We start from the raw sequence: 25,872 nt of genomic DNA, 5'->3' as shown, positions 1-25,872 counted from the left end.
GTTAGCGTCGGGCCATGAACACCGAGGTCTGCGCACGGTTCGGCATCGAGTTCCCGCTGTTCGCCTTCAGCCACTGCCGCGACGTCGTCGCCGCCGTCACCAACGCCGGCGGCTTCGGCGTCCTCGGGGCCGTCGCGTACACCCCCGACCGGCTCGAAGAGGAGCTGCGCTGGATCGACGACCACGTGCACGGGCGCCCGTACGGTGTGGACGTCCTCGTCCCCGGCAAGATCGACAAGTCGGCGGAGGGCGGCGGCCTCGACGCCATGCTCGCCGCCATCCCGGACGAGCACTGGACCTTCCTCACCGGCCTGTTCGCCAAGTACGACGTCCCGCTGCCGGACTTCGAGGGCGCCAAGCGGTCCAACGCGCGCGGCGGCACGCAGGTCACCGCCAAGGGCGCGACCGAACTGATCGACGTGTCGCTCGCCCACCCGATCGGCCTCATCGCCAGCGCCCTCGGCACCCCTCCCCCGCTCATGGTCGAGAAGGCCCGGGCCGCCGGCGTCCCCGTCGCCGCGCTCGTCGGGACGTCCGAGCACGCCCGCCGCCAGGTCGCGGCCGGCGCCGACCTGATCGTCGCGCAGGGCGGCGAGGCCGGCGGCCACACCGGCGAGATCTCCACGATGGTGCTCGTCCCCGAGGTCGTCGACACCGTCGCGCCGGTGCCCGTCCTCGCCGCGGGCGGCATCGCCACCGGACGCCAGATGGCCGCCGCGCTCGCCCTCGGCGCGTCCGGCGTCTGGTGCGGCTCGGTGTGGCTCACCACCGAGGAGGCCGAGACGTCCCCGCCGGTGAAGGAGAAGATGCTCGCCGCGACGTCCCGCGACACCGTCCGCTCCCGCTCGCGCACCGGCAAGCCCGCCCGCCAGCTCCGCTCCGCCTGGACCGACGAGTGGGAGGGGCCCGCCAGCCCCGGCCCGCTCGGCATGCCACTCCAGATGATCGTCGCCGAGGGCGCCATGCGGCAGATCACCAAGATCGCCGAGTCCGGCAACCCGGGCGCCCAGGCCCTCGCCAACTACTTCGTCGGCCAGTGCGTCGGCCTCATGAACACCGTCAAGCCCGCCCGCCAGGTCGTCTACGACATGGTCGAGGACTTCGCCGGAGCCGTCGAGCGCCTCAACGCCATCACCGAGGCGGACTGACCCGCAGCCCCGCGTCGAGCCGCCGGTGGAGCGCCCCCAGCCGGGTGCGGACATGGGCGCCGGACGGGAAGCGCCGGACGACCGCGCGCACCTCCGGCGACGCGTGCTCGACCGCCCAGCGGATCTCCTCGTCGCCCGCGCCCGGGTCACCGCCCGCCGCGAGCTCGCGCGCCTGCGCCTGGCGGAGCGCGGTCGCGAACACATGGTTCACCTGCTGCGGCGACACCAGGTCGTGGACGTACGGGCTCGCCGCGGCGTAGGCCGCGGCGCGCGCGGCGGCGGTGGCGACCGGATCCCCGGCCTCGCGCGCCGCCGCCAGCGCAGCCGAGGCGAGCGGGCGCAGCGGCCCCTTCCGCATGTCCCCGTGCGCATAGGCGCGGATGCCCGCGATCGCCTCGCGCGGACGGGAGTCACCGGGCGCCCTCGCCTCGAACAGCGGCAGCACCCGCTCGGCGCAGTCGGCGGCCCACCGCCCGACCGCACGCCGATCGTCGTCGGTCAGCGTTATCCCAGGTTCGGCCATCGTCATGAGCCTCAATCATATCGTTGCAACGCCGGTTGAAACTTTGACGGACCATGCCCGCACCAGGGCCACCAAGTCTCAAACCATGGTGATCCCCCTACCGGTCGCCTACGGTAAACGCCGGGGGGAGAACTCAACACATGTCGACCGAGAACATCCGTATCGGGGACGAGTGGCCGGTGCGGCGGCTCGGGTTCGGGGCCATGCAGCTGCCGACCGAGCCGGGCGAGGCCCGCACGAACTCCATCGCGGTGGTCCGGCGCGCCGTCGAGCTGGGCGTCACGCTGATCGACACCGCGTATCTGTACGGGTGGGGCGCCAACGAGGAACTCCTCGTCGAGGCGCTGCACCCCTATCCGGACGAGGTGCTCATCACCACGAAGGTGGGCGTCGTCCCACCGGCCCCGCCGCGCGAGGCGGCCCTGTGCGGGCGCCCGGAAGTCCTGCGGGACCAGGTCGAGCGAGCCCTGCGCCGGCTTCGGGTCGACCGGCTTGAGCTGCTCCAACTGCACCGCGTCGACCCGAAGGTGCCGCTGCCCGATCAGGTGGGGACGCTGGGCGAGCTGCGCGCCGAGGGCAAGATCGGCCACATCGGCCTGTCGGAGGTCACCGTCGCCGAACTCGCCCAGGCGCGGCGGATCGTGGACGTCGCCAGCGTGCAGAACCGCTACAGCATCCTCGACCGCGAGCATGAAGCGGTGCTCGACGCGTGCACGGCGGCGGGAATCGCCTTCCTGCCCTGGCGGCCCGTCCTCCCGGCGGCCACGGCGCGCGCGAGGGAGATCACCGCCGTCGCGGCCGAACTCGGCGCCACCCCCGCCCAGGTCGCGCTCGCGTGGCTGCTCGACCGTTCGCCGATCATGGTGCCCATCCCGGGGACCTCGTCGATCAGGCATCTGGAGGAGAACGTCGCAGCGGCGAGCCTGCGGCTGGACGACGACCAGCGGGGCCGCCTGGACGCCGTCCGGCCACCCGCGTGATCGCCCGTCATCGCAGGGGCGGCGGGCCGGGGAACCGCATCCACACCGCCGTCCGCTCCCCGTCGGCCCGGACGCTCCACTCCAGGGTCAGCGCATCGATGATCCGCAGGCCGCGCCCGTCCACGGCGAGCGGATCGTCCCGCATCACCGGCCGCGCCCCGAGCGCCCCGTCGTCGACCACCTCCGCCACGATGTCCGCGCCGAAGGCGGAGAACATCACCGTCACCCGCCCGCCGCACCCCGACGCGGTGTGCTCGACCGCGTTGGTGAACGCCTCGTTGACACAGGTCTGGACGTCCCCGAGCGAGGGGTGCCCCTCCCCCAGGACGTCCCGCGCGAACCCCCGCACCTGCCGCGCCGCCCGCTCCGCCCCCGGCAGCGTGAGCGCCGCGATGACCTCGCTGATCGCCATCTGAGTCCTCTCTCTCGGACCCACAGACTCCAAGCGCAGCGCAGTCACCTCAACACGTTCCGTGTCACCCGAAAGGACTCCCGGCTGAATTTTCAGCGGTGGTCGATTCTCCGGACATCTGACTTCGTAGCGTGACACTCTGATCACATGTCGGAAGCGACCCTCTCCACCACGCGCCGCCGCAAGATCGGAAGAGTCCTCCGCCAACTCCGGGAGGAGGCCGGGTACACCCTCAAGACCGCCGGTAAGCAACTCGAACGCTCCCCGTCGTCCCTCAGCCAGATAGAGAACGGCGTGCAATGGCTGCGCCTCCGCGACCTCGGCTTCATCCTCGACCAGTACAACGTCCCCACGGACCTCCGCGCCGCCCTCATGACCCTCAACGAGCAAGACCGCCAACCCGGCTGGTGGGACGCCTACAAGGACCTGGTCACCCCCGAGGCCCTCGACCGCGTCTCTCTCGAACACGACGCCTCCCAGATCCTCGTTGGGGAGACGACCTTCATCCCCGGTCTTCTCCAGACCGAGGCATATGCTCACACCGTGATCCAAGGGATCACCCCTAAGCACTCAGAGACGGTCATTGAGCGTTTCGTGGAGTTTCGGCTGGCACGACAGAACGTCCTGCACCAGGATCCGGTGACCAAACTCGACGTGGTGCTCGACGAGGCGGCGCTTCGCCGGATGCGCGGCGGTCGTCAGGTCATGCGATCCCAACTCCGGCGGTTGGTCAATCAGTCAGAGCTTGAGAATGTTCAGCTCAGCATCCTTCCCCTGGCGATCGATGCCGGATCGGATTACGCGGGGCAGTTCGAACTGCTGGATGTGGGCAGACCCCCGATACTCACGGTCGTGCTCACAGAACACCTGGCGGGCCAGGCCATCATCGAGGCCAGTCCGGAGACGGCCCACTACAGGGTGACGTTCGAGCAGATCCGTTCTCTCTCGCTCTCAGAAACCGCTTCGCGCGACCTGATCAACGAAATAATCTCGGAGCTATGAAGGCTACGAACTTGCCCGACGCAGTCTGGCGAAAGAGCAGTTGGACAGGCTCTTCAGGAACTGATTGCGTCGAGCTTGCCAGCGTCGACCGGGTGGTGGCGGTGCGGGATTCGAAGGACCCGGACGGGCCTGTCATCACCTTCGAAGCACGGGCATGGAGCGCGTTCCTCAGCACGCTCAAGGCGCGGGGCTGAGGCTGTGCATAGGCCGGGGCGGCCTGGGGATCTGCCGGAGCCTTGGGAGCTGTGGGTGCGGGGCGCGGCGATGGCGGCGGTGGAGGCCACGATCCCGGAGGACTTGAACGCGTCGTTCCTGGTGCACTCCAGAGGCGTCTCGCATGACGATTCCGGCGGCAACGAGTGGACGCTGGCGCTCATCGAGGGCGGGCGTGCCGTCCTTTACGGCTGCGACCACGAGGCGAGCAGGACGAGGTTCCGCGAGCCGTGCCTCGATCTGCTGGCGGGCGCGCCGTCCTGGCTGCCGCTCGAATGGCTGCGCGACCTCCTGGAAGCGGACGAACTGGGGTTCGTCTATTGGTTCGACGGCGAGTGGACTCGGGTCGAGTATCCGGCGGGCGTCCGGGACGACGGGCTCGCCGGCACGGTGGGGCGCACCATGGACATGCAGAAGCTGGTCGCCATGGTGACCGACGTCGTGTTCGGCTACAAGCTGGCCGAGGCCGTCGGCGCCGACGATGACGAGGACGTGGACAGCGCCTTGGACGAAACCATCGGCAGGGCGCGGAAGGGCGCTCTGGAGGAGATGGTGAGGCAGGCGCGGGAGCGTGCCCTGTCCGCCGATGGCTTCGCCTGGTTCAGCGAGCGTTTCGACCTGGATCTCACTGCGGCGCTCCGGACCGCTCAGCGGGCAGGGCTGACCCCCGGCAGCGCCTTCCCGGAGCTGCCCGCCGGCGCGGGTTGAGCGCGATCAGCGGGTGATCTTGTCGAGGAAGGCGTCCAGGTTGGTCCGCATGCGGGCGATCTTCTCGTCCAGGGTGAGGGCCTCCTCGTACTCGCCGGCCGCGACCGAGTGCTTCTTGTCGCGGACGTAGAGGGAGCAGTCGAGGTCGTCGCAGAGGTACTGGCCGACCGAGTTGCCCTGGCGCCCGGCCTCGCCGGTGCGGCGGGCCGTCATCAAGGACACGGCGCCGCCGGTCCGTGTCGTCAGGCACAGCGAGCACATGCTGCGCGCGGTGAAGCCTCGGGACGCGCCGGAGGCTCTGCGCAGGGCGATGCCGGTGAGGCGGCCGTCGTGCTCGGCGACCAGGTAGGCGCGCTCTGGGGCGCCGGGATCTCGCCAGCCCAGGTAGTCCAGGTCGTCCCAGGGAAGGTCGGCGAAGTCCTTGGGCAGGCCGAGGCGCTTCGCCTCGCCCTTGGAGCAGTTGACGAAGGACGTGCGGATCTCACGCTCGGTCACGGGTCTCATGTGCGGCGAGGCTAGTCTTCCTAATAGGCTTAGGCAAATGCATTGATCCTTTAGGCGATTGAGGAGGGGTCCATGGCTCGGGCGGGGGTGACCGTCGAGCGGCTGACCGGGGCGGCGGCGGAGCTGGCCGACGAGGTCGGCTTCGGCAACGTGACCGTCGCGGCGCTCGCGCGCCGGTTCGGCGTCAAGGAGGCGAGCCTGTACTCGCACATCAAGAACGCCCACGACTTGAAGACGCGCGTCGCGCTGCTGGCCCTGGCCGAGCTCGCCGACGAGGTCGCCGCGGCGGTGGCGGGGCGCGCAGGCAAGGACGCCCTGGTGGCCTTCGCGAGCGCCTACCGCGACTACGCCAAGCGCCACCCGGGCAGGTACGCCGCCGCCCGGATGGACCTGGACCCCGAGACGGCCGCCAAGAGCGCGGCTCGGCGGCACTCGGAGATGATGCGGGCGCTGCTGCGGGCCTACGACCTGGCGGAGCCCGACGAGACCGACGCGGTCCGGATGCTGGGCAGCGTCTTCCACGGCTACGTGAGCCTGGAGACCGCGGGCAGCTTCAGCCACACTCCCCGTGATGTTGAGGCGTCCTGGAGCCGAACACTGGACGCACTCGATGTCGCCCTCAAGAACTGGCCCCCGGCCTGACTCGGCGGGATCGCCGTCCCGGGTTGGTGCAGGATCTTGGTATGAGTCTTCCTGATGATCTGGACGAGCTGGCGCGGAGCGTCATCGACGGGAACCGGTACATGACGCTCGCAACGAGCGAGGACGACGGCCGGCCGCGAGTGTCGCCGGTGTACTTCACGCACGCCGGCTACCGCACGTTCTACTGGGTGTCGTCTCCGGACGCGCGGCACTCGAAGAACGTCGCCGCGCGCCCCGAGGTGGCGATCGTCATCTACGACTCGTCCGTGGAGATCGGCAAAGGCCGCGCCGTCTACCTCGACGCCGTGGCGGCGAGGGTGCCCGACGAGGAGCTGCCGCGGCGGTGCGCCGAGGCGTTCGCGGAGGTGGATCCCGGCGCCTACCGGCTCGAACCGCGGGACCTCGTCGGGGACAACCCGTGGCGGCTGTACCACGCGGACGCGACCGGGTGGGAGGTGCACCTGCCCGGCCGCGACCCGCGCAACCCCACGGGCACCGACACCCGGCGCCGCGTGACGCTCTGATCAGCCGGTCCGCGTCGTGGTGACGGCCATCGTGACGTAGGGCAGCGTGAAGCCGCCGCCCAGCGCGTCGATGGCGGCGCCGACGCCGTCGAGCACCTCTGTCGCCTTCTCGGGCGGGAGGGTGGTCAGGCTGCCATGTGTGGGCATCTGGTCGAGCCACTCGTCCCGGGTGTAGTGGTGCTCCCAGTCGAAGCGCCACTGCTCGGGATCGGTGAACGCGCCCGCCTGCCGCATGCCGTCGGCGGCCTTGTCGAACATCGCCTGGTAGACGTCCAGGGCGGGCCGCCCCGCCTGGCCGGAGAGCGGGGAGCCGGGCGCCACGCGCTCGTAGACCTCGACGAGCGCGTCCGCGACCTCGGCGGGAAGCTGGAAGACGTGCCAGAACGCGGCGAGGCGGCCGGCGGGGCGGAGCACCCGCGCCGCCTTGGCCGCGCCCGCGACCGGGTCGATCCAGTGCCAGGCCGTCCCGGCGACGACGGCGTCGAAGTCGCGGCCCGCGGCGCCCCAGGCCTCGAAGGTCGCCACCTCGACGTCGAGGCCGCGGCGCCGCGCGAGATCGGCCATGCGGGCGTCGGGCTCGACGCCCAGCACGGTGCAGCCGGCCGCCTGGAACTGCCGGGCGGCGGTGCCGGTACCGCAGCCGACGTCGAGGACGTCCGGGCCCGGACTCGCGGCGGCGATGCGCTCCACCATGGCGGTGGGATACGCGGGACGGGTCCGGTCGTAGCGTTCGGCGTCCGTGCCGAAGGACTCGGCGACGTGCCTGGCACGATGGGGTTCGGTGTGAGATTCAGACGGCAGAGTGGGCATGCGCCCACTATGGATGGGCAAGCGCCCACTCGTCAACGGGAGAGGTGGAACCACGGTGCCGACCGGGGTCGCCCTGCGCGACGTGCGCGAGCAACTGTTCGACGCCGCCGAGCGCGTCCTGCTGCGGGACGGGCCGAGCGCCCTCACCAGCAGGGCGGTCACCGCGGAGGCGGGCTGCGCCAAAGGCGTCCTTCACCGGCACTTCGCCGACTTCGACGCCTTCCTCGCCGAGTTCGTGGTGGACCGCGCCCGCCGGATGGAGGCCCAGGCCGCCGTCCTGCGCGAGTCCGCCGGCACGGGCACCGTGGTCGGCAACCTCGCGGCCGCGATGACGGCCGTGTTCGAGTCGGTCGCAATGGCGATCCTCCCGCTCATCACGTTCCGGGACGAGCTGCGCGCCCGGCTGCGGACGGCCTGGCCCACCGGGCTCCCCGTCATCGCCGAGGCCGTGGAGATGGTCGCCGCCTACCTCGCCGCCGAGCGGGACCTCGGCCGCATCGCGCCGGACGCCGAGGTCGAGGTGCTCGCCCCCACCCTGCTCGGGGCGGGGCACCTGCAGTACGCCGACCGGGCGGCCCCAGCGCCGGACCCCGAGGCGGTCCGCAAGACCGTGACCACGGTCATCGGCGGCGTCCTGCGCTGATCCGCGTCGCGCGCCTTGCGCGGGCGCCGCAGGGGTGGTTTTATAAATGCACGTTCATTCATTAATGGAGGTGCGATGGCGGGGCGACCACGGGGCGTGGACGACGCGGTGATCCTGCGGGCGGCGGTCGAGGTGATCGGCAGGGTCGGCCCGGCGAAGCTGACGCTCGCGGCGGTGGCGGACGAGGTCGGCCTCGTACCGGGCACGCTCGTCCAGCGCTTCGGGTCGAAGCGAGGCCTGCTGCTGGCCCTGGCGGAGCGGTCGGTCCAGGACACCGGCACGCTGCACAAGCGGGTGCGGGACGGGCACGAGTCCCCGCTCGCGGCGCTGCGGGCGTTCGCCGCCGCGTCGATGTCCGAGCTGGCCACGCCGGAGAAGTACGCCAACCACCTGGCGTTCCTGTGCATGGACCTGACCGACCCGGAGTTCCACGAGCGCGCGCTGGCCGTCCACGAGGCGCACGGCCGCGTGATCGAGATGCTGCTGGACGAGGCGGTGTCCGGCGACGAACTCCGGCCCGGGACCGACACCGGGGCCGTGGCCGGATCCATCCAGGTCGCCGTCGCGGGGGCCGGGCTGACCTGGGCGCTCGACCGCCGGGGAACACTGGCGGACCGGATCGCGCACGAGGTCGGCACCGTCCTGGCGCCGCACGTGAAGGAGGGACCATGACGCTCGAAGGCAAGGTCGCGCTGGTGGCCGGGGGCACCCGGGGCGGCGGGCGCGGCATCGCCGTCCGGCTCGGGGCGGCCGGAGCGACCGTGTACGTGACGGGACGCAGCAGCGGGTCCGAGCGGTCGGACCTCGGCCGCCCGGAGACCATCGAGGAGACCGCCGAGCTGGTCACGGCGGCCGGCGGGACCGGCATCCCCGTCCGCGTCGACCACAGCGTCCCGGACGAGGTCCGCGCGCTGGCCGGGCGGATCGCGGCCGAGCAGGACGGGCGGCTCGACGTCCTCGTCAACTCGGTGTGGGGAGGCGACCCGCTGACCGACTGGGAGCACCCGCTGTGGGAGCAGGACCTCGACCGGGGCCTGCGGCTCCTGCGGCGCGCCGTCGAGACCCACGTGATCACCAGCCGGTTCGTGCTGCCACTGATGGTCGCCCGGAAACGCGGCCTCGTGGTGGAGGTGACCGACGGCAACACCGCCCGCTACCGCGGATCGTTCTTCTACGACCTCGCGAAGTCGAGCGTGATCCGGCTCGCGTTCGCGCAGGCCGCGGAGCTGAGGCCGCACGGGGTCGCCGCCGTCGCGATCACGCCCGGCTTCCTGCGCTCGGAGCACGTGCTGGAGCACTTCGGGGTCACCGAGGAGAACTGGCGGGACGCGGTGGCCAAGGACCCGCATTTCGCGTACTCCGAGACCCCGGCGTACCTGGGGCGCGCCGTCGCCGCCCTCGCCGCCGACCCCGAGATCATGAGCAAGACGGGACGGGCCCTGGCCACCTGGGGCCTGTACGAGGAGTACGGCTTCACCGACGTCGACGGGACCCAGCCCGACTTCGCCGCGCACTGGGCGGACGCGCTGGTCGAGGAGTACGGGCCGCTCGGCGACCCGCTATGACCACCCCCGCTATGACCACCCCCGCTATGACCACGGGGGCGGCGCGTCGACGACCAGCCGGCCGTCCCGGACGGTCACCGGCGTGCCGAACCCGGCACAGGCCCGGGTGAACCGGTCGGCGATCCAGGCGCGGTCCGCCCCGTCGGCCAGGCGGGTGCGGCAGAAGTCGAGCCGCAGCGGCACCGCCTCGATCCGGGACGGCCCGGCGGCCTCCAGCCTGACCAGGAACACCAGCCCCAGGTCGTTGCGGAGCCCGGCGTCGACGGCGTAGTCGTCGACGAAGTCGCCCATGTCGAAGACGACCGGCCAGGCGATCCCGTGGAAGACGTGCGCCGAACTCCCGGCGACGAGCGTCGCGCCCGCGTCCACCAGGGCGCGCGCCGCCCGCCGGACGTACGGCAGCGGCTCGGAGGTCATGTTCGGGCCCCAGTGCGGGAGGACGAGCACGGCGTCGTGCTCGTCCCGGAGCCGCCGCACCCCGTCCAGCAGGAACCCGGGGACGCCCCGCTCCAGATCGGCGAGGGCGACCCCCGGACGGTCCTCCCCCGCGGCGAAGTCGGACGGGTGATCGGTGACGCCGACGACCGCGACCCGCGCTCCCCCGGCGTCCAGGACGGCCGGCTCCCGCGCCCGCTCCAGGTCGGCCCCGGCGCCCACCGTGCGGATGCCCGCACGGCCGAGGAGGGCGAGCGTGTCCGCCAGCGCGTCGGGTCCGAAGTCCAGCGCGTGGTTGTTGGCGACCGTCACGCAGCCGACACCGAGATCGGCGAGGGCGTCGACCGCGGCCGGCGGCGCCCGGAAGTGGAAGGGCTTGCCGGGCGCGTCCCACCGCCGTCCGCGCGCGGACACGCAGCACTCCAGGTTCAGCACGGCGAGATCGGCCTCCGCGAAGACCTCGCGCACGCCGCCGGAGAACAGCCCGTGCGGGCCGGACGCGGCGATCTCGTCCGCCACGCCCCGGCCCAGCATGGTGTCCCCGGCGAGTGCGAGCGTGATCGTCATGCCGTGGTCGCCATCCTTCCGGGCCTCACATCCTCAACCGGTAGATCCGCCAGAAACCGGTGTCGCTCACGTCGAGCGTCTCCACCCCGTCATACCCGGCGTCCGACGCGTACGACGCGAGCGTCCCCGGGCGCATGACCGCGCCGGTGCCGGCCGACCCCTCGTGGCTGAGCGAGTCGGGCAGGCAGATCAGCAGGCTGAAGCCGTACAGCAGGCGCTGGATCTCGTCCCCCGGCGTGGTGAGGACCTGGTCGGCGGCCTCGTCGACGACCAGCACGACCGCGTCCGGCGCCGCCGCGTCCCGCATCCCCGCCAGCACCTCGGTGGGACGCGGCATGTCGTGCAGGCACTCCACCAGCATCAGCACGTCGTACGGGTCGCCGGGGAGCCCCGCCGCGGCGTCGGCGTGATGGAACCGCACGCGGTCGGCGACACCGGCCTCCGTGGCGTGCTTGCGCGCGGCGTCCAGCGCGACGTCGTCAAGGTCGAACCCGTCGACCTCGATCCGCGGATGGGCCTTGGCCAGCCCGATCGCCGACCAGCCCTGCCCGCAGCCGACGTCGGCGACCCGGGCGCCCGCGGCGAGCCGCTCGCGCAGCCCGGGGATCTGCGGCGCCCAGTCGCGGGGCAGGGCGTGCAGCAGCATCGGCCGGTTGAGGTCGCCCTGGGCGTTGGACATGTCCTCCCCGTAGGCGTCCCAGGGCACGCCCCGCCCGGCCCGGTACGCCTCCGCGATCGCGGGCAGTTGCAGCACCGCCGCCATGACCTGGCGGACCAGCGGCTCGGTCCAGGCCGGGCTGTCGGCGTCCAGCAGCGCCTCGGCGTGCCCGGCCGGGAGCTCGTACCGGCCGTCCGGCAGCCGGACCAGGACGCCCGCGACGGCCTGCTGCTCCAGCCACTCCGTGGCGTACCTGGGCTGCGCCCCGGTCCGCCCGGCGAGCTCCTCGGGGGTCGCCGGACCGTCCTCATGGAGCGACGCGTACCAGCCGAGCCGCCCCCCGAGCCAGACGGCCGCGGCCTCCATCGTGGCCACTGCCTGCCCGAACAGCCGTTCCGACAGGGCACCCGGGCTATATTCGGTCATGAGGTCTCCTTTCCTCCTCTACCGAAGGGATAGGCCTCGGCACATGCAGCCGCCTTGCACGGCGCTTGCACGCGGCGGCGACCGCACGGGGGTGCACGGCCATGGAGTTCCGGGTGCTCGGCTCGCTGGCGCTGGTGGACGGCGAGCGGGAGATCATCCTCACCAGCGCGCACCAGCGGCGCCTGCTGGCGGCGCTGCTGCTGGAACCCGGGTGCCCGGTGTCGGTCGGCCCGCTGGTGGACGCCCTGTGGGGTGAGGACCCTCCCGCGTCCGCCGCCACGACCGTCCAGTCCTACGTGTCGCGGCTGCGCCGCGTCCTCGGCCCCGGGCTGCTGCAGCGGAGCCCCGGCGGGTACCTGCTGGCCGTCGGCCCCGACTCGACCGACGCGGGACGGTTCGAGCGGCTGGCCGCACGCGGGCGGTCCGCCGCCGCCTCCGCCGACCGGATCCGCCTCCTGGACGAGGCGCTCGCGCTGTGGCGCGGCGACGCCTTCACCGACCTCGCGCACCACCCGCCCGGCCAGGCGGAGGCCACGCGGCTGGCCGAACTGCGCGCCTCCTGCCGCGAGGACAGGGCGGCCGCGCTGCTCACCCTCGGCCGGTTCGCCGAATCCGTCGCCGACCTGCGGGCCCTGACCGTCGCGGAGCCGTTACGGGAACGGCCGTGGCGGCTGCTCATGCTCGCGCTGCACCGCTCCGGCCGCCAGGCCGAGGCCCTCGCCGCGTTCCGCGCCTACGACGGGATCCTCGCCGAGGAAGGGCTGGAGCCGTCCTCGGCGATCAGAGCCGTGCAGGCGACGATCCTCGCCGAACCGGACCCCGCCCCTCCCGCCGAACCCCTCCGGACCGCCCGCCGCCCGCCCCGCCCCCTCACCCCGCTGATCGGACGGGAGGACGAACGCGCGTTCGTGCTGGACCTGCTGAAGAAGCACGCGCTCGTCACCGTCACCGGGCCCGCGGGGGTCGGGAAATCGCGCCTGGTGGCGGAGGTCGCCGCCGCCGAGGCCTCCGTCCGCCTCGACGGCGCCCGCGTCGTGCACCTCGCCGCGGTCGCCGACCCCGGCAAGGTCTGGTACGCGGTCGCCCAGGAACTGGGCGTCAGCGGACAGGGACCCGAACGGCTCGCCGACGCGCTCGCCGCCCGCGACATGATCCTCGTCCTCGACGGCGCCGAGCACGTCCTGGACGCCGTCGCGTCGCTGGTGGCGACCGTCCTCGCCCGCTGCCCCGGCGTGACGGCGCTCGTGACCGCGCAGGAACGCACGGGCGTCGCCGGAGAGTGCGTCGCGCCGCTGTCCCCGCTGTCCGCGGACGGGCCGGACTCCCCCGCCGTCCGGCTGTTCACCGAGCGCGCGACCGCCGTCAACCCCGCCTTCCGGGCGGACGGCCCCGGCGCCGCCGGCACCGTCGCCGCGCTGTGCCGCCATCTCGACGGGCTGCCGCTGGCGCTGGAGATGGCCGCCGCCCGCATGGGCTCCTACACGCCCCGCGACCTGCTCGACCGGCTCGACCGCCGGTTCGCGCTGCTGCACGGCGTCCGGGCGACCGAGCCCGGCCGGCACCGCACCCTGCGGGCCGCGGTCGACTGGTCCTACCGGCTCCTCGCCCCCGCGGAACGCGACGTCTTCACCGACCTGTCGGTCTTCCCCGCCTCCTTCGACGCGCCGGCCGCCGCGGCGGTCTGCGACGGCGACCCCGAGCACGTCCGCGACGTGCTGGCCCGGCTGGTCGAGCGCTCCATGGTCACCGCGGAACTGCGCGGCGGCCGGGCCCGGTTCGCGCTGCTGGAGACCCTCCGCGGCTACGGGCGGGACGTGCTCGCGGGCCGCGGCGACCTCGACGCCGCCCAGGGCCGGCACGCCGCCTGGGCCGCCGGCCTCGCGGAACGGGCCGACGCCGGGATGCGCGGCCCCGGCGAGGCCGCATGGACCGCCCGGATCGACGACGCCCTGCCCGACCTGCGCGCGGCCTTCGCCTGGGCCTCCGCCGGACGGCACGCCGGCCTCGTCCGGCGGCTGACCGCGGCGCTGCTCGCCTACGCCTACCACCAGCTGGTCCTGGAACCCGCGGACTGGGCGGCGCGGGCGCTGGAGACGTTCGGAGACGACGCCCCGGCCGCCCTGCACGTCCTCGCCGCGATCGGGCCGCTGAACAGGGGTGACCTGCCGGCCGCGGAGGCCCTCGCCCGCACCGGCCACGACCTGGCCCGTCCCGGCGCCCCCGAACGGAACATGGCCGCGCTCCTCCTGGCGGACGCCGCGGGCTACGGAGGAAGCGCCGAGGCCGTGGCCGGACTGGTCACCGAACTCCTCACGGCCGACGACCCCTACTTCCAGACGCTCGGCCATGTGACGGCCGGCATCGCCGAGGTGTATCTCGGCCGCCCGGACGGCGCCCGCGAGCACGCCGCCCGGCTGCGGGCCCTCGCCGGCCGCGCCGCCGCCCCCACCCTCGCCGCCTGGCGGCACTACCTCGCCGGAGAGATCTCGGCCGCCGGGGACGGCATCGCCGCCGTCCACGACCTCGACACCGCGGTCCGGACCGCCCGGCAGGTCGGCAACCGGCTGATCGAGGGCGTCGCGCTGGTCGCCGCCACCGCCTGCCGGACCCGGCACGGCCTGCCCGAGGCCGCGCTGCCGGCGGTCGCCACCGCGATCGGACACTGGCGCCGCCAGGGCGACTGGACGCACCAGTGGCCGACGCTGCGGACGGCCGCCATCCTGCTCTCCCGGCTCGGCGGCCACCGCGACGCGATCGTCCTCACCGCCGCCGTCGCCGCCCTCGGCCCGGCGCCCTACGGGCAGGAGGCCGACGACCTCGCCGCGGTCGAGGCGCGGGCCCTCTCGGCTCTCGGACCGGACGGGTCGGCCGAGGCGCGCGCGGCGGGCGCCGCGCTCGGCCCGGCCGACGCCGCCCTGTACGCGCTGAACGCCATCGACGCCCGATCTCGGGACGCGCGCCCGCGTGCGGGCGTCACGGACTCCGGCTGAACCAGGTGACCTGCGCCCCGTTGCCGAACGACTCGCGCCGCTCCGGCGTGAACAGGGCGGGACGGAACTCGCCCGCGAAGGCCGGGACCCCCGCTCCGGCCACCACCGGGTAGGACTTGACGATCAGCTCGTCGATCTCGGGCAGGAGGACGGCCGCCAGCCGGCCACCGCCGGCGAGCCAGATGTCCTTGTCGCCTTTCTCGGCCTTGAGCTCCCGGACGGTGCCGAGCGGTTCCCGCACCAGCTCGACGCCCGGATCGTCGATCGCCTCCAGTGAGGTGGACGCGACGTACTGGCGGACGTGCGCGTACGGGCTGGTCACGCCGATGTCGAGCGCGGGCCGGTAGGTTCCGAGGCCCATGATCAGCGTGTCGAACCGCTTGTTGGGAGCGTCCTCCAGCCCGGCCTGCGGGCGGACGTGGGTCGGGACGGTCTCCGGATACCGCTCGTTGATCCAGGCCGCCATGTCGTCCCCGAGCGGGTAGAAGTCGACCTCGCCGCGGGGGCCGGCGATGTAGCCGTCGATGCTGACGCCGACGTAGTAGACGAGTTTTCGCATACCAACACTCCACTCGTAGTACTCTCTCTGTAGTGGTTTGAACGTAGTACTACAGATGGAGTGGTGTCAACATGCGGCGGAACACCGAACGGAGGGCGGCCCTCGTCGACGCCGCCATCGAGGTGCTGGCCAGGGAGGGCGCGCGCGGGCTGACGTTCCGCGCCGTGGACTCCGAGGCGGGCGTGCCGACCGGCACCGCCTCCAACTACTTCGCCAACCGGGACGACCTGTTCACCCAGGCGGGCGGCCGCATCTACGAGCGCCTCACACCGGACGCCGCCACCATGGCCGGGATGCACGAGGGCCCGCGCGACCTGGCCAAGGTCACCGGGCTCCTGCGGGAGACCGTCGGCCGGATCTCCGAGTTCCGCACCGGCTACCTCGCGCTGCTGGAACTGCGCCTGGAGGCGACGCGCCGGCCCGCCCTGCGCACCGTCCTGACCGAGCGGGTGCGCAAGGACGTCGAGACCAACATCGCCCAGCACCTCGACTCCGGCCTGCCCGGCGACGCCACCTCGGTCCGCCTGCTCTACCTCGCCCTCAACTGGCTGATCGTCGAGCACCTGACCCTGCCGGACGTGTTCTCCGACGAGGAGGTCCAGGAACTGGTGGGGCTCGCGGTGGAGCGCGCCGCCCCGCGCGGGGACCGCTAGGACAGCGGCCGGCCGGGGCCCTTCCTGATCTGGTCGACGAAGAGCCGGGAGAGCGCCCGCTGGCCCGCGACCGTCGGGTGGTAGCTGCGCGGCTCCGCCTCCAGCGCCGACAGGTTCAGCGTCAGGCCGTTCATGTAGGCGTCCTTGCTGCCCACCTCGTGGCCGGCGAACGCGCTGTAGGCGTCCACGAACTCCACGCTGCCGGGACGGCGCCCGGAGACCTTCCGCGCGTCGGCCTCCACCACCGACTGCCGGATCAGCCGGTCCAGGTCGTAGGTGCGCGCGTTCAGCCAGCGCTGGTCCGACACCGTGATGTTGTCCCCGTCCGCCCCGCTGACCTCGGAGAACGCCTTCGGGTACCCCATCACGATCACCCGTGCCCGGGGCGCCCGCTCGGTGATCTTCGCGAGGAGGTCCGGCAGGCTGCGGCGGAGCTCGGCCATCCGCCCGGCGATCTCCTCGCCCTGCGCGGTGCACCCCTTGCTCCACGGCAGCCGCACCACGCAGCCCGCCAGCACCTTGGAGAACCCGACGTCGTTGCCGCCGATGCTGATCGTCACCAGGCTCGTGTCGGCGCCGAGGCGCCCGATCTGCGGGGGCTCACCGCCCCGCCCCTTCAGCACGTCGCCGGTCTTGGCGCCGGAGCACGCCCAGAACGCGCCGCCCTTCGCGAAGCGGAACGCCTTCACGACCTCGTGGTAGTACGCCGCGGACGTCCGGTGGCAGCGATCGAGCGGGTTCTGGTCGGCCACCGTCGCCTCCGCGCCGACGCCCGCCGAGTAGGAGTCGCCGAGCGCGACATAGGAACCGCGCGTCGCCACCTCCAGCGGCGTCGGCGCCTTCGCGGCCGCCACCGGGTCGGCCCGCGCCTCCGGCTCCGGCGTCCGGCACCCGCTCCCGAAGACCTCGCACCGCGCCGCCGGCAGCACCACCAGCGGGACGACGGCCAGGGCCAGCAGCACCACCAGCAGGGCGAGCGCGGTTCCCCGCTGGCCGAGCCGGTCCCGCACCCATGCGACCGGGCTGATCATCGTTCTCCTTCGCGTCCCATGGGCCAGACGTCCATGAGCCGCCCCGGGTTCCCGCCTTTACATTGTAGATCTATTTCAGCGGCGCCCACATGATGAGGCGCGGGCCGAGTTCGTGCAGGCCGGCCTCGATCTCGGCGTCCCAGTGGGCCCTGAGCCCCGGCCCCCAGTGGTCCTGGGGAAGTTCGGCGAACCCGTGCCGGGCGTACCAGGGGCCGTTCCACGCGACGTCCCGGAACGTCAGCAGGCTGACCCCGGGCGACCCCGCGGCGGCGGCCCGCGCCTTCACCTCGTCCAGCAGCCGGGCGCCGATCCCCCGCCCCACCAGGTCGGCGCGCACCGAGATCTGCTCCAGGTGGACGGCCCCGTCGACCTCCTCGACGGCCGCGAACCCGACCGGCGGGTCGCCCGCCACCACGATCTCCGCGCCCTTGGCGATCATGTGCTCGACCACGGGCGGGCCGGGCGGGAACACGATCCCGATCTCGTGGAACATGGGGTCGCCCGAGTTCTCGATCGCCCCCAGTCCTGGCAGGTCTTCAGGGCCGGCGAGGCGAACCGTGTAGTCCATGCCGCGATCGTAGGCCGCGCCGCGCGAGCCGTCGCCCCATTAAGGGGCGGGTCAGGAGTAGAAGCGCATGTGCCAGTCCAGCGGGGGCTCGCCGTAGGAGTCGGCCGGCGGGTTGGGGCCGAACTCGATCTCGCTGCCGTGGGCGAGCTCGACGATGGCGGCGCCGCCCTCGACCGTGTCGCGCCAGTGCTCGGGGACGGCCCGCGCGCCGTACCGCGCGCCGAGCAGGTGGCCGGCGAGGGCGCCGGTCGAGTCGCTGTCGCCGGAGTGGTTGACGGCGAGGAGCAGCCCGCGCGGGACGATCTCCAGCGGGTACCCTCCCCCGGCCTCCGCGGCGAGCGCGGCGTAGACGGCGATGGCGAGCGCCTCGGGGCCGGTGAAGCCGCGTCCCAGGCCTTCCAGCCGCCGGGGGGAGGGCCGGCCGCTCCCCGCCAGCTCGACGGCCCGGTCGAGCGCGGCGGCCGTCTCCTCGTGACCGGGGTGCTTGCGGAGCTCCGCCACGGCCTGCCGCACGGCGACGGCGAGGTCCGCGCCGTGGACGAGCGCCGACACCGCCACGGCGAGCGTCCCGGCGGGCAGGCGACCCGACGGGTGGCCGTGGGTGAGGGCCGCCGTGCCCTGGCCACGCGTGAACACGGCCTCGGGATCCGGGTATCCGAATCCGGCCGGTGCCGCGCGGACCGTCCCGGCGCAGCCCTTCGAGTCATTGACGGGCTCGTCGACCGTGCCGAGCGGCCATCCCGGCTTGCCGCGCTCCCCCGCCGCGACGAGCGCGGCCCGGGTGGTGCGGCTGACGCCCCGGCGGGCCATCACGGCCGGGTCGCGCGACGCCGGCCCGGCCGCGACCAGGTCACCCGCCGGGAACCGCTCGCCCTGGACCCTCATCCACGAGAGGTAGTTCGACTGCACCAGCCCGAAGTACGCGCCGCCGATCCCCCTGGAGCGGGCCCGGATGGACGCCTGGAGGCCCGCCTGCGCGGTGAGCAGGCAGAGCTGCGTGGCCTCCCCGATCTCGGGCCGCCCCGTGTACCCGGTCACGCCGCCGGGCCCGTACGCCTCCCGGATCTCCTCCAGCGACATGCCCTCCACGGGCCGCCCCAGCGCCTCCCCGACCGCCCCGCCGAACAGGCACCCGCGCATCCGATCACCCGTCGTCTCCGCCATAACCGGACACGGTAACGACACCGTCCCCTGCCCTCACCCGGCACCGAGAACGTCGCGGGCCTTCGCGCGGAACTCCTTGACCGTCTCGTAGAGGCGACGTTCACGCTCCACCGCGGCCGCCTCGTCCTCGGCCTTGCGGGTGGTGTCCCCCGCGTGCGCGTCCTCCACCATCCGCCGCATGACCTCGGACAGCCGTTCCGACGCGTCCTGGACGCGCTGCGCCGCCACCGCCATCGAGGGTCGTGAATGAACCGAGTGCGGCGCCGAGGAGGGCGGCGATGCCTGCGTCCATCGGCACAGTGTTCCGCACGTACCGCCCAACCAGGCCCTGCGGCGAGGGGGTTTCCGTCTGGGTGGGGAGGTGGATCACCCGCGGGAGGGAGGTCCCGGTGTTCCTGGCGGCCGTTCACTTGCTCTGAACGTTTCCCTATGAGCGAGAAGGGCCTGGTCTATGGCTGGGAACGCTGTGTCCATCGTGCGGCGCGTGCATGGAAGGACCGTCGACGGTGCGCCGCGGTGGGGGGTGTGGGCCGCCTACGGCGCCAGCCTGCTCGTGCTGCCGTCCTGCATCTGGCGGATCGCGCTGGGCTTCGGCGCGCCGATCGGCCCGATCATGGCGGACGGCGCCGACACGCACGGCGACGTGCCCGGCTGGGTGCCGATGTGGGCGTACACGATCCTGCTGAGCATCGTCAGCGAGTTCCTCGCCTTCCTCGGGGTGGGGCTGGTGAGCCAGTGGGGCGAGGTGTTCCCGTCCTGGATGCCCGTCGTCGGCGGCCGCCGGGTGCCGACCCTGGCGGCCGTCCTGCCCGCGAGCATCGGCGCTCTGCTCCTGATCCTCATCACCTCCTCGCGCGTGTCCGGTTTCGACACGTTCACCGCGCCGGACGGGAGCACGGTCCACATCGAAGGGTGGCGGCTCGTCCTGTTCGTCGCGACCTACGGGCCGCTCCTGGCGTGGGGCCCGCTGCTCGCCGTCGCCACCGCCGCCTACTGCGTCCGGCGGAGGAGGGCGCGGTCATGGCCGGGTCAGGCCCCCAGGCACGCCGCGAAAGCGGGTGCGGTGGCGGGCGGACCGCGGTGATGCTGGAGGCATGGCCTGGACGCTGACCAGTGATCTCGAAGAGTTCCGTGCGCGGGCGGGCGCCTTCCTGCGGGCCGACCCCGTCCGCAACACCGTCGCGCTCACCGTGACCGAGGCGATGCGGAAGCAGGGGCCCGGCCCCTCCGAGGGCGCGCTGTTCGGATGGTGGCCGCGGGACGGAGGGGTCGCGGCCACCGTCCTGTGGGCCGGCGCGCACCCGCCGTTGCTGAGCGCGATGCCGGACGAGACCGCGCGGGACCTCGCGGACGCGCTCGCCGCGCGGGGCGCGACCGCGCGGGGGGTCGACGGGACGCCCGGCGCCGCCGAGGCGTTCGCGCGGGCGTGGACCGGCCGGACCGGGACGGCGTCACGGGTGGTGATGCGGCAGCGGCTCTACCGGCTGGACCGGCTGGAGGCCCCCGGCCCGCCGCCGGACGGTGCGGCGCGCGTCGCCGGGGACGCCGACCGCGACCTGGTGCTGGACTGGTTCGCGCAGTTCCACCGGGACGCCGGCGACCACGGCGAGGTGGACACGGCGCTGATCGACGGGCGGCTCCGCGCGGGCGGCGTCCTGCTGTGGGAGGCCGGCGGGCGGCCGGTGGCGATGGCCGGGCGGACCCAGGCCGTCGGCGGGATGGCGCGGGTGGCGCCCGTGTACACGCCGGCCGGGCACCGCCGGCGCGGCTACGGCGCCGCGGTCACCGCGGCGGCGACCAGGAACGCGCAGAACGCCGGGGCCTCCGAGGTCGTGCTGTTCACCGACCTCGGGAACCCGACGAGCAACGGCGTCTACCGGCGGATCGGCTACCGGCCGGTGGAGGACCGGGTGGTGCTGGCGTTCACCTGACGCCGGCCTCCTTCATGTCGCGCAGCTCGCGCTTGAGCTCCTTGATCTCGTCGCGGAGGCGGGCCGCCAGCTCGAACTGCAGATCGGTGGCGGCCTGGTGCATCTGCTCGGTCATCTGCTCGATGAGGGCCTCCAGCTCCTCGCGGGGCCGCTCGCCGACCAGGTCGGCGGCGTGCCGGCCGACGTCCCTGGTGCGGGACGCGAGGCCCGGGACGGGGGCCTTGCCGCGGGACTGCTGGCGCCCGGCGCCGCCGATGAGGGTCTCGGTGTCGGCGTCCTCGCGGGCCAGGGAGTCGAGGATGTCGGCGATGCGCTTGCGGAGCGCCTGCGGCTCGATGCCGTGCTCCTCGTTGTACGCCTGCTGCTTCGCGCGGCGCCGGTTCGTCTCGTCGATCGCCCGCTCCATGGACGGGGTCACCGTGTCGGCGTACATGTGCACCTGGCCGGACACGTTGCGGGCCGCGCGGCCGATCGTCTGGATGAGGGACGTCTCGGAGCGCAGGAACCCCTCCTTGTCGGCGTCCAGGATCGCGACGAGGGAGACCTCGGGCAGGTCGAGGCCCTCGCGCAGCAGGTTGATGCCGACGAGGACGTCGAACTCGCCGGCGCGCAGCTCGCGGAGCAGCTCGATGCGGCGCAGCGTGTCGACCTCGCTGTGCAGGTAGCGGACCTGGATGCCGAGTTCGAGGAGGTAGTCGGTGAGGTCCTCGGCCATCTTCTTGGTGAGCGTGGTGACGAGGACGCGCTCGTCGCGGTCGGTGCGCTCGCGAATCTCGTGGACGAGGTCGTCGATCTGGCCCTTGGTGGGCTTGACGACGATCTCGGGGTCGATGAGGCCGGTGGGTCGGATGACCTGCTCGACGACGTCGCCCTGGACGCGGTTCATCTCGTAGGGGCCGGGCGTCGCCGACAGGTAGACGGTCTGGCCGATCCGGTCGAGGAACTCCTCCCACTTCAGCGGCCGGTTGTCCATGGCGGACGGCAGCCGGAACCCGTGCTCGACCAGCATCCGCTTGCGGGACGCGTCGCCCTCGTACATGGCGCCGATCTGCGGGACGGTCTGGTGGGACTCGTCGATGACGAGGAGGAAGTCCTCCGGGAAGTAGTCGAGAAGGGTGTTGGGGGCGCTGCCGGGGCCGCGGCCGTCGATGTGCCGGGAGTAGTTCTCGATGCCGGAGCAGGTGCCGACCTGGCGCATCATCTCGATGTCGTAGGCGGTGCGCATCCGCAGCCGCTGCGCCTCCAGCATCTTGCCCTGCCGCTCCATGACGGCGAGGGTCTCCTCCAGCTCGGCCTCGATGTCGCGGATCGCCCTCTCCATCCGCTCGGGCCCGGCGACGTAGTGGGAGGCGGGGAAGACGTACAGCTCGTCGTCCTCGGTGATCAGCTCGCCGGTGAGCGGATGCAGGGTGGCGAGCTTCTCGATCTCGTCGCCGAACATCTCGATCCGGACGGCGAGCTCCTCGTACTGCGGGATGATCTCGATCGTGTCGCCGCGGACCCGGAAGGTGCCGCGGGTGAAGGCGAGGTCGTTGCGGGTGTACTGCATGCCGACGAGCTGGCGGAGCAGGTCGTCGCGGTCGATCTCCTGGCCGACGTGCAGGCGGACCATCCGGTCGACGTACTCCTGCGGCGTTCCGAGGCCGTAGATGCAGGACACCGACGCGACGACGACGGTGTCGCGGCGGGTGAGCAGCGAGTTGGTCGCCGAGTGCCGCAGCCGGTCGACCTCGTCGTTGATCGAGGAGTCCTTCTCGATGTAGGTGTCGGTCTGCGGGATGTACGCCTCGGGCTGGTAGTAGTCGTAGTACGAGACGAAGTACTCGACGGCGTTGTTCGGCAGCATCTCGCGCAGCTCGTTGGCGAACTGGGCGGCGAGGGTCTTGTTCGGCTGCATCACGAGGACGGGCCGCTGCAGCTTCTCCACCAGCCAGGCGATCGTGGCGGTCTTGCCGGTGCCGGTGGCGCCGAGCAGCACGGCGTCCTTCTCGCCGCCCTGGACGCGGGCGGTGAGCTCGGCGATCGCCTGCGGCTGGTCGCCCGACGGCGTCATCTCGGTGACGACCTCGAACGGCGCCACCCGGCGCCGCAGATCCGTGATCGGGCGCATTCGGCATCTCCCTGGTCCGGCGTACTCCCTGCTCTCCAACTGTATGCAGGGGGTGCGACATTCCGGCCCGGGCGGCTCAGGACGCCGGGAGCGGGATCCTGGCGCGGACGGCGTAGCCGCCCTTCCGCGGTCCGGCGTCGAAGCTGCCGCCGAGGGCGGTGACCCGCTCGCGCAGCCCGACCAGTCCGTTCCCGCCGCTCGGCAGCCGGTGCTCGGGCGGGGCCGTGGACGGCTCGTTGGCGATCTCCACCTCGATCGCCTCGGGCAGCAGGCCGAGGTCGACGCGGGTGTCGGCGGCCCCGGCGTGCTTGTGCACGTTGGTGAGGGCCTCCTGGACGAGGCGGTAGACCGTCCGCCCGACGGCGACGGGCATCGGGCGCTCCTCGCCGCGGATCATCAGGTCGACGCGGAGCCCGGCGGCGCCGGACTGGTCGACCAGCTCGCGGACGTGGGCGAGGGTCACCGCCTCCTGCGGGAGGGCGTTCTCGCCCTGCCTGAGCACGCCGATGACGTGGCGGAGCTCCTCCAGCGCCTGGCGGCCCATGTCGCCGATGACGGAGGCGGTCTCCGCGGCGCGGGCGGGGTCGCGGACGGCGATCGCCTTGAGCGCGCCCGCGTGGACGACCATGACGCTGATCCGGTTGGCGACGACGTCGTGCATCTCCCGGGCGATGCGGGTGCGCTCCTCGCCCCGCGCGCGCTCGGCGAGGAGGTGCTGCTCGCGTTCGAGCCGCGCCGTGCGCTCCTGGAGCGACGCGATCAGCTGCTTGCGCGCGCCCATGTAGAGGCCGAGCAGGACGGGGACGGCCACGAACGCGATGCCGAAGATGGACTGCGCGAGGAAGCTCTCGGTGTTCGACGTCGGGGAGGGGAACGCCAGCCCGGCGACGTAGGCGGTGACCGCGAGCACCACCACCGTCCGGCGGGAGGTGGTGTAGGCGGCGAGCGAGTACAGGATGACCAGGGCCGCGAAGACCCCCGCACCGGTGATGGTGCCGAACACCACCATGAACACGGTGAGCCCCACGGGGTGGAGGCGCCGCACGACCAGGGCCAGCCCGAGGACGGCGCTGCAGACCGACACGACCGGCGGCGGGAGCCAGAACATCTGGTCGGCGAACCACAGGAAGATGCTGTCGAAGGTGGCGAGGGTGAGGGCCAGCGCGATGTCGAAGGCACGCGAACGCCGCGTGGGCCATGCCCCCGCCACCCAGCCCCGCACGTGCATGGCGACGAGCCTATAGCGACCGGAGGGGCGGATTGTCGCACACGTGAGCGAACCCCTTACCTGCGAGGCTTTTCCGGCCCATGACCCCTGGTTACGATGAACGACGCGCCAATGAGGGACGGGGTAGCCACCGACCATGACCCGATTCACCGACTGGTTCGGGAAGAACGCCGACGCGGTGATCGCGCTCGTGCTGGCCGTGATCGTCGCGATCCTCGGGCTCGGGGTGAACCTGCCGAACGAGGACGAGATCACCAACAGCGGGATCCTCGCCGTGATCGGCCTGCTGGCGACGTCGGTGCTGCGGGACCGCGGGCGCCGGATCCCGGTCGAGGCGGAGGTCCGCGACACGCTGCGCGCGTCCTCGGCCACGCTCGACGACCTGAGCGGCAAGCTCGCCCACATCGAGACGTTCGAGGGCGTCCTGTCCGACACCAAGCGGGCGCTGGACGAGACGGCGGTCGTCCGGGTCATCAGCGGGGCGCAGGTGGCGCAGGTGCTGGCGGAGGCCCGCCGCGACACCGACCGCTGGTTCTTCAAGGGCGGGACGGGGACCTACATCCGTGCCCGGACGCTGCCCGAGTGCGTGAGCGCCGCCCGGAGGGAGCGGCGGACCCTGCTGTTCCGCCTGGAGATCCTCGACCCGACGAACGTGGAGGTGTGCGAGGCGTACGCGCGGCACCGCCGCTCGGTGGCGGACGGCCCGGACGCGACCGGCGAGCCGTGGACGCTGGAGCGGACGCGCAAGGAGGCGTACGCCACGCTCCTTGCCGCGTGCTGGCACAAGCAGCGGTTCGCGATGCTCGACATCGACATCGGCCTGGCGCAGACCATGACGACGCTCCGCTACGACCTGTCGTCCTCGCGCGTGGTGGTCACCCGCGACGACCCGCGCGGCGAGGCGCTGGTCGTCGACAGCAGCAAGTTCTACTACAGCTGGGTGAGCGCGGAGCTCCAGACCAGCCTGGACCAGGCGCGCCGCGTCCCGGTCGAGCAGGCCCGGCTGGCGCCGCTGGACGACGAGCCCACGGTCGAGGAGGCCCGCAAGCTCTTCGAGGTGATCGGGATCGACCTCGCGCCGTCCTACACCGACCGCGACGTCATCGAGATCATCCGGAAGGGGCTGCGTGCCAAGGACCCGTACGAGTGATGACCGGATGAGGCCGCCGCCGTGAGGTACGAGGAGATCCGGGAGGAGATCCGCGCCGGGACCGCGGCGCGGACGCTGCCCGCGTGGGCGGAGGGCGTCCTCGGCGAGGTCCTGGACGGCGCCGCGGCCGGAGGCCCGCCCGTCCCGGCGGTGCGGCACCCGCTCGGCTTCCTGTGCCTCCCCGTGGAGCGCAGCGGCGACCTCGGCGTGTGCCTGCACATCTGGACGCCGGAGGTGCGGCCCGCCCCGTCCACCACGTCGCCGGTGCACTGCCACAGCTGGGACCTTGTCAGTTTCGTCCTCTACGGGACGGTACGGAACGTGCGCATGGACGTCGACGACGCCTCCGGCGGCGCCGAGCAGCAGATCTTCGAGGTCGTCAGCCAGGACGGCGTCGACGAGCTGACGGCGACCGGGCGCGCCGTCCGCTGCTCGCCCGGCCCGTCCAGCACGCACCGGACGGGCGAGTCCTACACCTTGCCCGCGGGCGTGTTCCACAGCACGCTCATCGAGGACGGCAGGGACGCGGCCACGATCGCGCTGGGCCGCCAGGCCCCGGGCGGCGGCGACCTGTCGCTCGGCCCGCTGGACGTTCCCACGCACCGCGTGCGCCGTTCACATTCCGACCATGGCGACACCGTGCGCGCCCTGCGGCGCTCGGCGCGCAGGATCGCCGCGGCCCACTGCTCGGCGGGCCGGTAGGCCGCCGCGGACCCGACTGGAGAGGC

The 25,872-nt window shown here is 73.0% G+C and carries 29 protein-coding genes; 16 read left to right on the top strand and 13 right to left on the bottom strand.

The features are described from left to right. The first annotated feature begins 14 nt into the window (after positions 1-14). Positions 15-1,148, top strand: coding sequence for a nitronate monooxygenase (locus tag ABGB11_RS08075; RefSeq protein ID WP_347630400.1), 1,134 nt, complete (start codon positions 15-17; stop codon positions 1,146-1,148). Here the strand turns inward: ABGB11_RS08075 and ABGB11_RS08070 are convergent. Beyond that, positions 1,132-1,677 carry a putative immunity protein gene (locus tag ABGB11_RS08070; protein WP_347630398.1) on the bottom strand — a complete coding sequence of 182 codons (546 nt, stop codon included), beginning with the start codon at positions 1,675-1,677 and terminating at the stop codon, positions 1,132-1,134. The two genes, ABGB11_RS08075 and ABGB11_RS08070, sit on opposite strands and share 17 nt — an antisense overlap. Before the next feature lie 134 nt (positions 1,678-1,811). On the opposite strand from ABGB11_RS08070, the gene ABGB11_RS08065 reads away from it, so the two are divergent. Then, positions 1,812-2,651 (top strand): aldo/keto reductase, encoded by an 840-nt coding sequence (locus tag ABGB11_RS08065; protein WP_347630396.1) that lies wholly within the window; start codon positions 1,812-1,814, stop codon positions 2,649-2,651. Between the two features lie 7 nt (positions 2,652-2,658). Here the strand turns inward: ABGB11_RS08065 and ABGB11_RS08060 are convergent, their stop codons facing one another. Next, entirely contained in the window at positions 2,659-3,063 is a 405-nt protein-coding gene (locus ABGB11_RS08060; RefSeq protein ID WP_021598833.1) for an ATP-binding protein, read from the bottom strand. A 147-nt stretch (positions 3,064-3,210) separates the two neighbouring features. Between ABGB11_RS08060 and ABGB11_RS08055 the strand changes: the two genes are divergently transcribed. From ABGB11_RS08055 to ABGB11_RS08045, 3 genes are read left to right on the top strand one after another with little or no spacing between them, the layout of a single operon-like run. After that, positions 3,211-4,065 (top strand): helix-turn-helix transcriptional regulator, encoded by an 855-nt coding sequence (locus ABGB11_RS08055; RefSeq protein WP_347630394.1) that lies wholly within the window; start codon positions 3,211-3,213, stop codon positions 4,063-4,065. Continuing rightward, positions 4,062-4,259: a DUF397 domain-containing protein gene (locus tag ABGB11_RS08050; protein ID WP_347630392.1), complete on the top strand. Its 198-nt coding sequence runs from the start codon at positions 4,062-4,064 to the stop codon at positions 4,257-4,259. Before ABGB11_RS08055 ends, ABGB11_RS08050 begins: the two co-directional genes overlap by 4 nt. 55 nt (positions 4,260-4,314) lie before the next feature. Then, positions 4,315-4,986 carry a hypothetical protein gene (locus ABGB11_RS08045; protein WP_347630390.1) on the top strand — a complete coding sequence of 224 codons (672 nt, stop codon included), beginning with the start codon at positions 4,315-4,317 and terminating at the stop codon, positions 4,984-4,986. A gap of 6 nt (positions 4,987-4,992) precedes the next feature. On the opposite strand, the gene ABGB11_RS08040 is transcribed toward ABGB11_RS08045, so the two are convergent. Further along, a complete protein-coding gene (locus ABGB11_RS08040) occupies positions 4,993-5,490 on the bottom strand; it encodes an FBP domain-containing protein (RefSeq protein ID WP_347630388.1) in 498 nt (165 codons plus the stop codon). A 72-nt stretch (positions 5,491-5,562) separates the two neighbouring features. Here ABGB11_RS08040 and ABGB11_RS08035 point away from each other — a divergent pair, with 72 nt between their 5' ends. Together ABGB11_RS08035 and ABGB11_RS08030 are read left to right on the top strand one after the other, a co-directional pair. Next, complete coding sequence (locus ABGB11_RS08035) at positions 5,563-6,132, top strand: TetR/AcrR family transcriptional regulator (RefSeq protein ID WP_347630386.1); 570 nt, start codon at positions 5,563-5,565, stop codon at positions 6,130-6,132. A 41-nt stretch (positions 6,133-6,173) separates the two neighbouring features. Further along, positions 6,174-6,656: a pyridoxamine 5'-phosphate oxidase family protein gene (locus ABGB11_RS08030; RefSeq protein WP_347630384.1), complete on the top strand. Its 483-nt coding sequence runs from the start codon at positions 6,174-6,176 to the stop codon at positions 6,654-6,656. Here ABGB11_RS08030 and ABGB11_RS08025 read toward each other — a convergent pair whose 3' ends face one another. Next, complete coding sequence (locus ABGB11_RS08025; RefSeq protein WP_347630382.1) at positions 6,657-7,466, bottom strand: class I SAM-dependent methyltransferase; 810 nt, start codon at positions 7,464-7,466, stop codon at positions 6,657-6,659. A gap of 55 nt (positions 7,467-7,521) precedes the next feature. Between ABGB11_RS08025 and ABGB11_RS08020 the strand changes: the two genes are divergently transcribed. The 3 genes from ABGB11_RS08020 (at position 7,522) to ABGB11_RS08010 (ending at position 9,674) form a co-directional block, all read left to right on the top strand. After that, complete coding sequence (locus ABGB11_RS08020) at positions 7,522-8,109, top strand: TetR/AcrR family transcriptional regulator (RefSeq protein WP_347630380.1); 588 nt, start codon at positions 7,522-7,524, stop codon at positions 8,107-8,109. 75 nt (positions 8,110-8,184) lie between these two features. Then, entirely contained in the window at positions 8,185-8,781 is a 597-nt protein-coding gene (locus tag ABGB11_RS08015; protein WP_347630378.1) for a helix-turn-helix domain-containing protein, read from the top strand. Then, on the top strand, positions 8,778-9,674 hold the full coding sequence (locus ABGB11_RS08010; RefSeq protein ID WP_347630376.1) for an SDR family oxidoreductase: 897 nt from the start codon (positions 8,778-8,780) through the stop codon (positions 9,672-9,674). The genes ABGB11_RS08015 and ABGB11_RS08010 overlap by 4 nt, the downstream gene beginning before the upstream one ends. 24 nt (positions 9,675-9,698) lie before the next feature. On the opposite strand, the gene ABGB11_RS08005 is transcribed toward ABGB11_RS08010, so the two are convergent. After that, entirely contained in the window at positions 9,699-10,676 is a 978-nt protein-coding gene (locus ABGB11_RS08005) for a CapA family protein (RefSeq protein WP_347630374.1), read from the bottom strand. Between the two features lie 25 nt (positions 10,677-10,701). Next, entirely contained in the window at positions 10,702-11,760 is a 1,059-nt protein-coding gene (locus tag ABGB11_RS08000) for a class I SAM-dependent methyltransferase (RefSeq protein ID WP_347630372.1), read from the bottom strand. Between the two features lie 101 nt (positions 11,761-11,861). Between ABGB11_RS08000 and ABGB11_RS07995 the strand changes: the two genes are divergently transcribed. Then, on the top strand, positions 11,862-14,750 hold the full coding sequence (locus ABGB11_RS07995) for a BTAD domain-containing putative transcriptional regulator (protein ID WP_347630370.1): 2,889 nt from the start codon (positions 11,862-11,864) through the stop codon (positions 14,748-14,750). Here the strand turns inward: ABGB11_RS07995 and ABGB11_RS07990 are convergent. Then, positions 14,734-15,309: a dihydrofolate reductase family protein gene (locus ABGB11_RS07990; protein ID WP_347630368.1), complete on the bottom strand. Its 576-nt coding sequence runs from the start codon at positions 15,307-15,309 to the stop codon at positions 14,734-14,736. The two genes, ABGB11_RS07995 and ABGB11_RS07990, sit on opposite strands and share 17 nt — an antisense overlap. A gap of 71 nt (positions 15,310-15,380) precedes the next feature. Between ABGB11_RS07990 and ABGB11_RS07985 the strand changes: the two genes are divergently transcribed. After that, entirely contained in the window at positions 15,381-15,962 is a 582-nt protein-coding gene (locus tag ABGB11_RS07985) for a TetR family transcriptional regulator (protein ID WP_347630367.1), read from the top strand. Here the strand turns inward: ABGB11_RS07985 and ABGB11_RS07980 are convergent. From ABGB11_RS07980 to ABGB11_RS07965, 4 genes are all read right to left on the bottom strand, one after another. Then, on the bottom strand, positions 15,959-16,993 hold the full coding sequence (locus tag ABGB11_RS07980) for an SGNH/GDSL hydrolase family protein (protein ID WP_347630365.1): 1,035 nt from the start codon (positions 16,991-16,993) through the stop codon (positions 15,959-15,961). The genes ABGB11_RS07985 and ABGB11_RS07980 overlap by 4 nt on opposite strands. Before the next feature lie 70 nt (positions 16,994-17,063). After that, on the bottom strand, positions 17,064-17,561 hold the full coding sequence (locus tag ABGB11_RS07975; protein WP_347630363.1) for a GNAT family N-acetyltransferase: 498 nt from the start codon (positions 17,559-17,561) through the stop codon (positions 17,064-17,066). Between the two features lie 51 nt (positions 17,562-17,612). Further along, complete coding sequence (locus ABGB11_RS07970; protein ID WP_347630361.1) at positions 17,613-18,725, bottom strand: ADP-ribosylglycohydrolase family protein; 1,113 nt, start codon at positions 18,723-18,725, stop codon at positions 17,613-17,615. 33 nt (positions 18,726-18,758) lie between these two features. Next, entirely contained in the window at positions 18,759-18,953 is a 195-nt protein-coding gene (locus tag ABGB11_RS07965) for a hypothetical protein (RefSeq protein WP_347630359.1), read from the bottom strand. Positions 18,954-19,209: 256 nt separating this feature from the next. Here ABGB11_RS07965 and ABGB11_RS07960 point away from each other — a divergent pair, with 256 nt between their 5' ends. Further along, on the top strand, positions 19,210-19,809 hold the full coding sequence (locus tag ABGB11_RS07960; protein WP_347630357.1) for a hypothetical protein: 600 nt from the start codon (positions 19,210-19,212) through the stop codon (positions 19,807-19,809). Between the two features lie 10 nt (positions 19,810-19,819). Next, positions 19,820-20,656 (top strand): GNAT family N-acetyltransferase, encoded by an 837-nt coding sequence (locus tag ABGB11_RS07955; protein ID WP_347630355.1) that lies wholly within the window; start codon positions 19,820-19,822, stop codon positions 20,654-20,656. Here the strand turns inward: ABGB11_RS07955 and uvrB are convergent. Beyond that, a complete protein-coding gene (gene uvrB, locus ABGB11_RS07950; RefSeq protein WP_347630353.1) occupies positions 20,649-22,766 on the bottom strand; it encodes an excinuclease ABC subunit UvrB in 2,118 nt (705 codons plus the stop codon). The genes ABGB11_RS07955 and uvrB overlap by 8 nt on opposite strands. A 76-nt stretch (positions 22,767-22,842) precedes the next feature. Further along, positions 22,843-23,994 (bottom strand): histidine kinase, encoded by a 1,152-nt coding sequence (locus tag ABGB11_RS07945; RefSeq protein WP_347630351.1) that lies wholly within the window; start codon positions 23,992-23,994, stop codon positions 22,843-22,845. Between the two features lie 136 nt (positions 23,995-24,130). On the opposite strand from ABGB11_RS07945, the gene ABGB11_RS07940 reads away from it, so the two are divergent. Next, entirely contained in the window at positions 24,131-25,144 is a 1,014-nt protein-coding gene (locus ABGB11_RS07940; RefSeq protein WP_347630349.1) for a hypothetical protein, read from the top strand. 21 nt (positions 25,145-25,165) lie between these two features. After that, on the top strand, positions 25,166-25,846 hold the full coding sequence (locus ABGB11_RS07935; RefSeq protein WP_347630347.1) for a hypothetical protein: 681 nt from the start codon (positions 25,166-25,168) through the stop codon (positions 25,844-25,846). The last annotated feature ends 26 nt before the right edge of the window (positions 25,847-25,872 follow it).

It is taken from the genome of Actinomadura sp. B10D3, from assembly GCF_039871695.1.
In the GTDB taxonomy this organism is placed as follows: Bacteria; Actinomycetota; Actinomycetes; order Streptosporangiales; family Streptosporangiaceae; genus Spirillospora; species Spirillospora madurae.
This window is presented reverse-complemented; position numbering and strand designations above follow the sequence as displayed.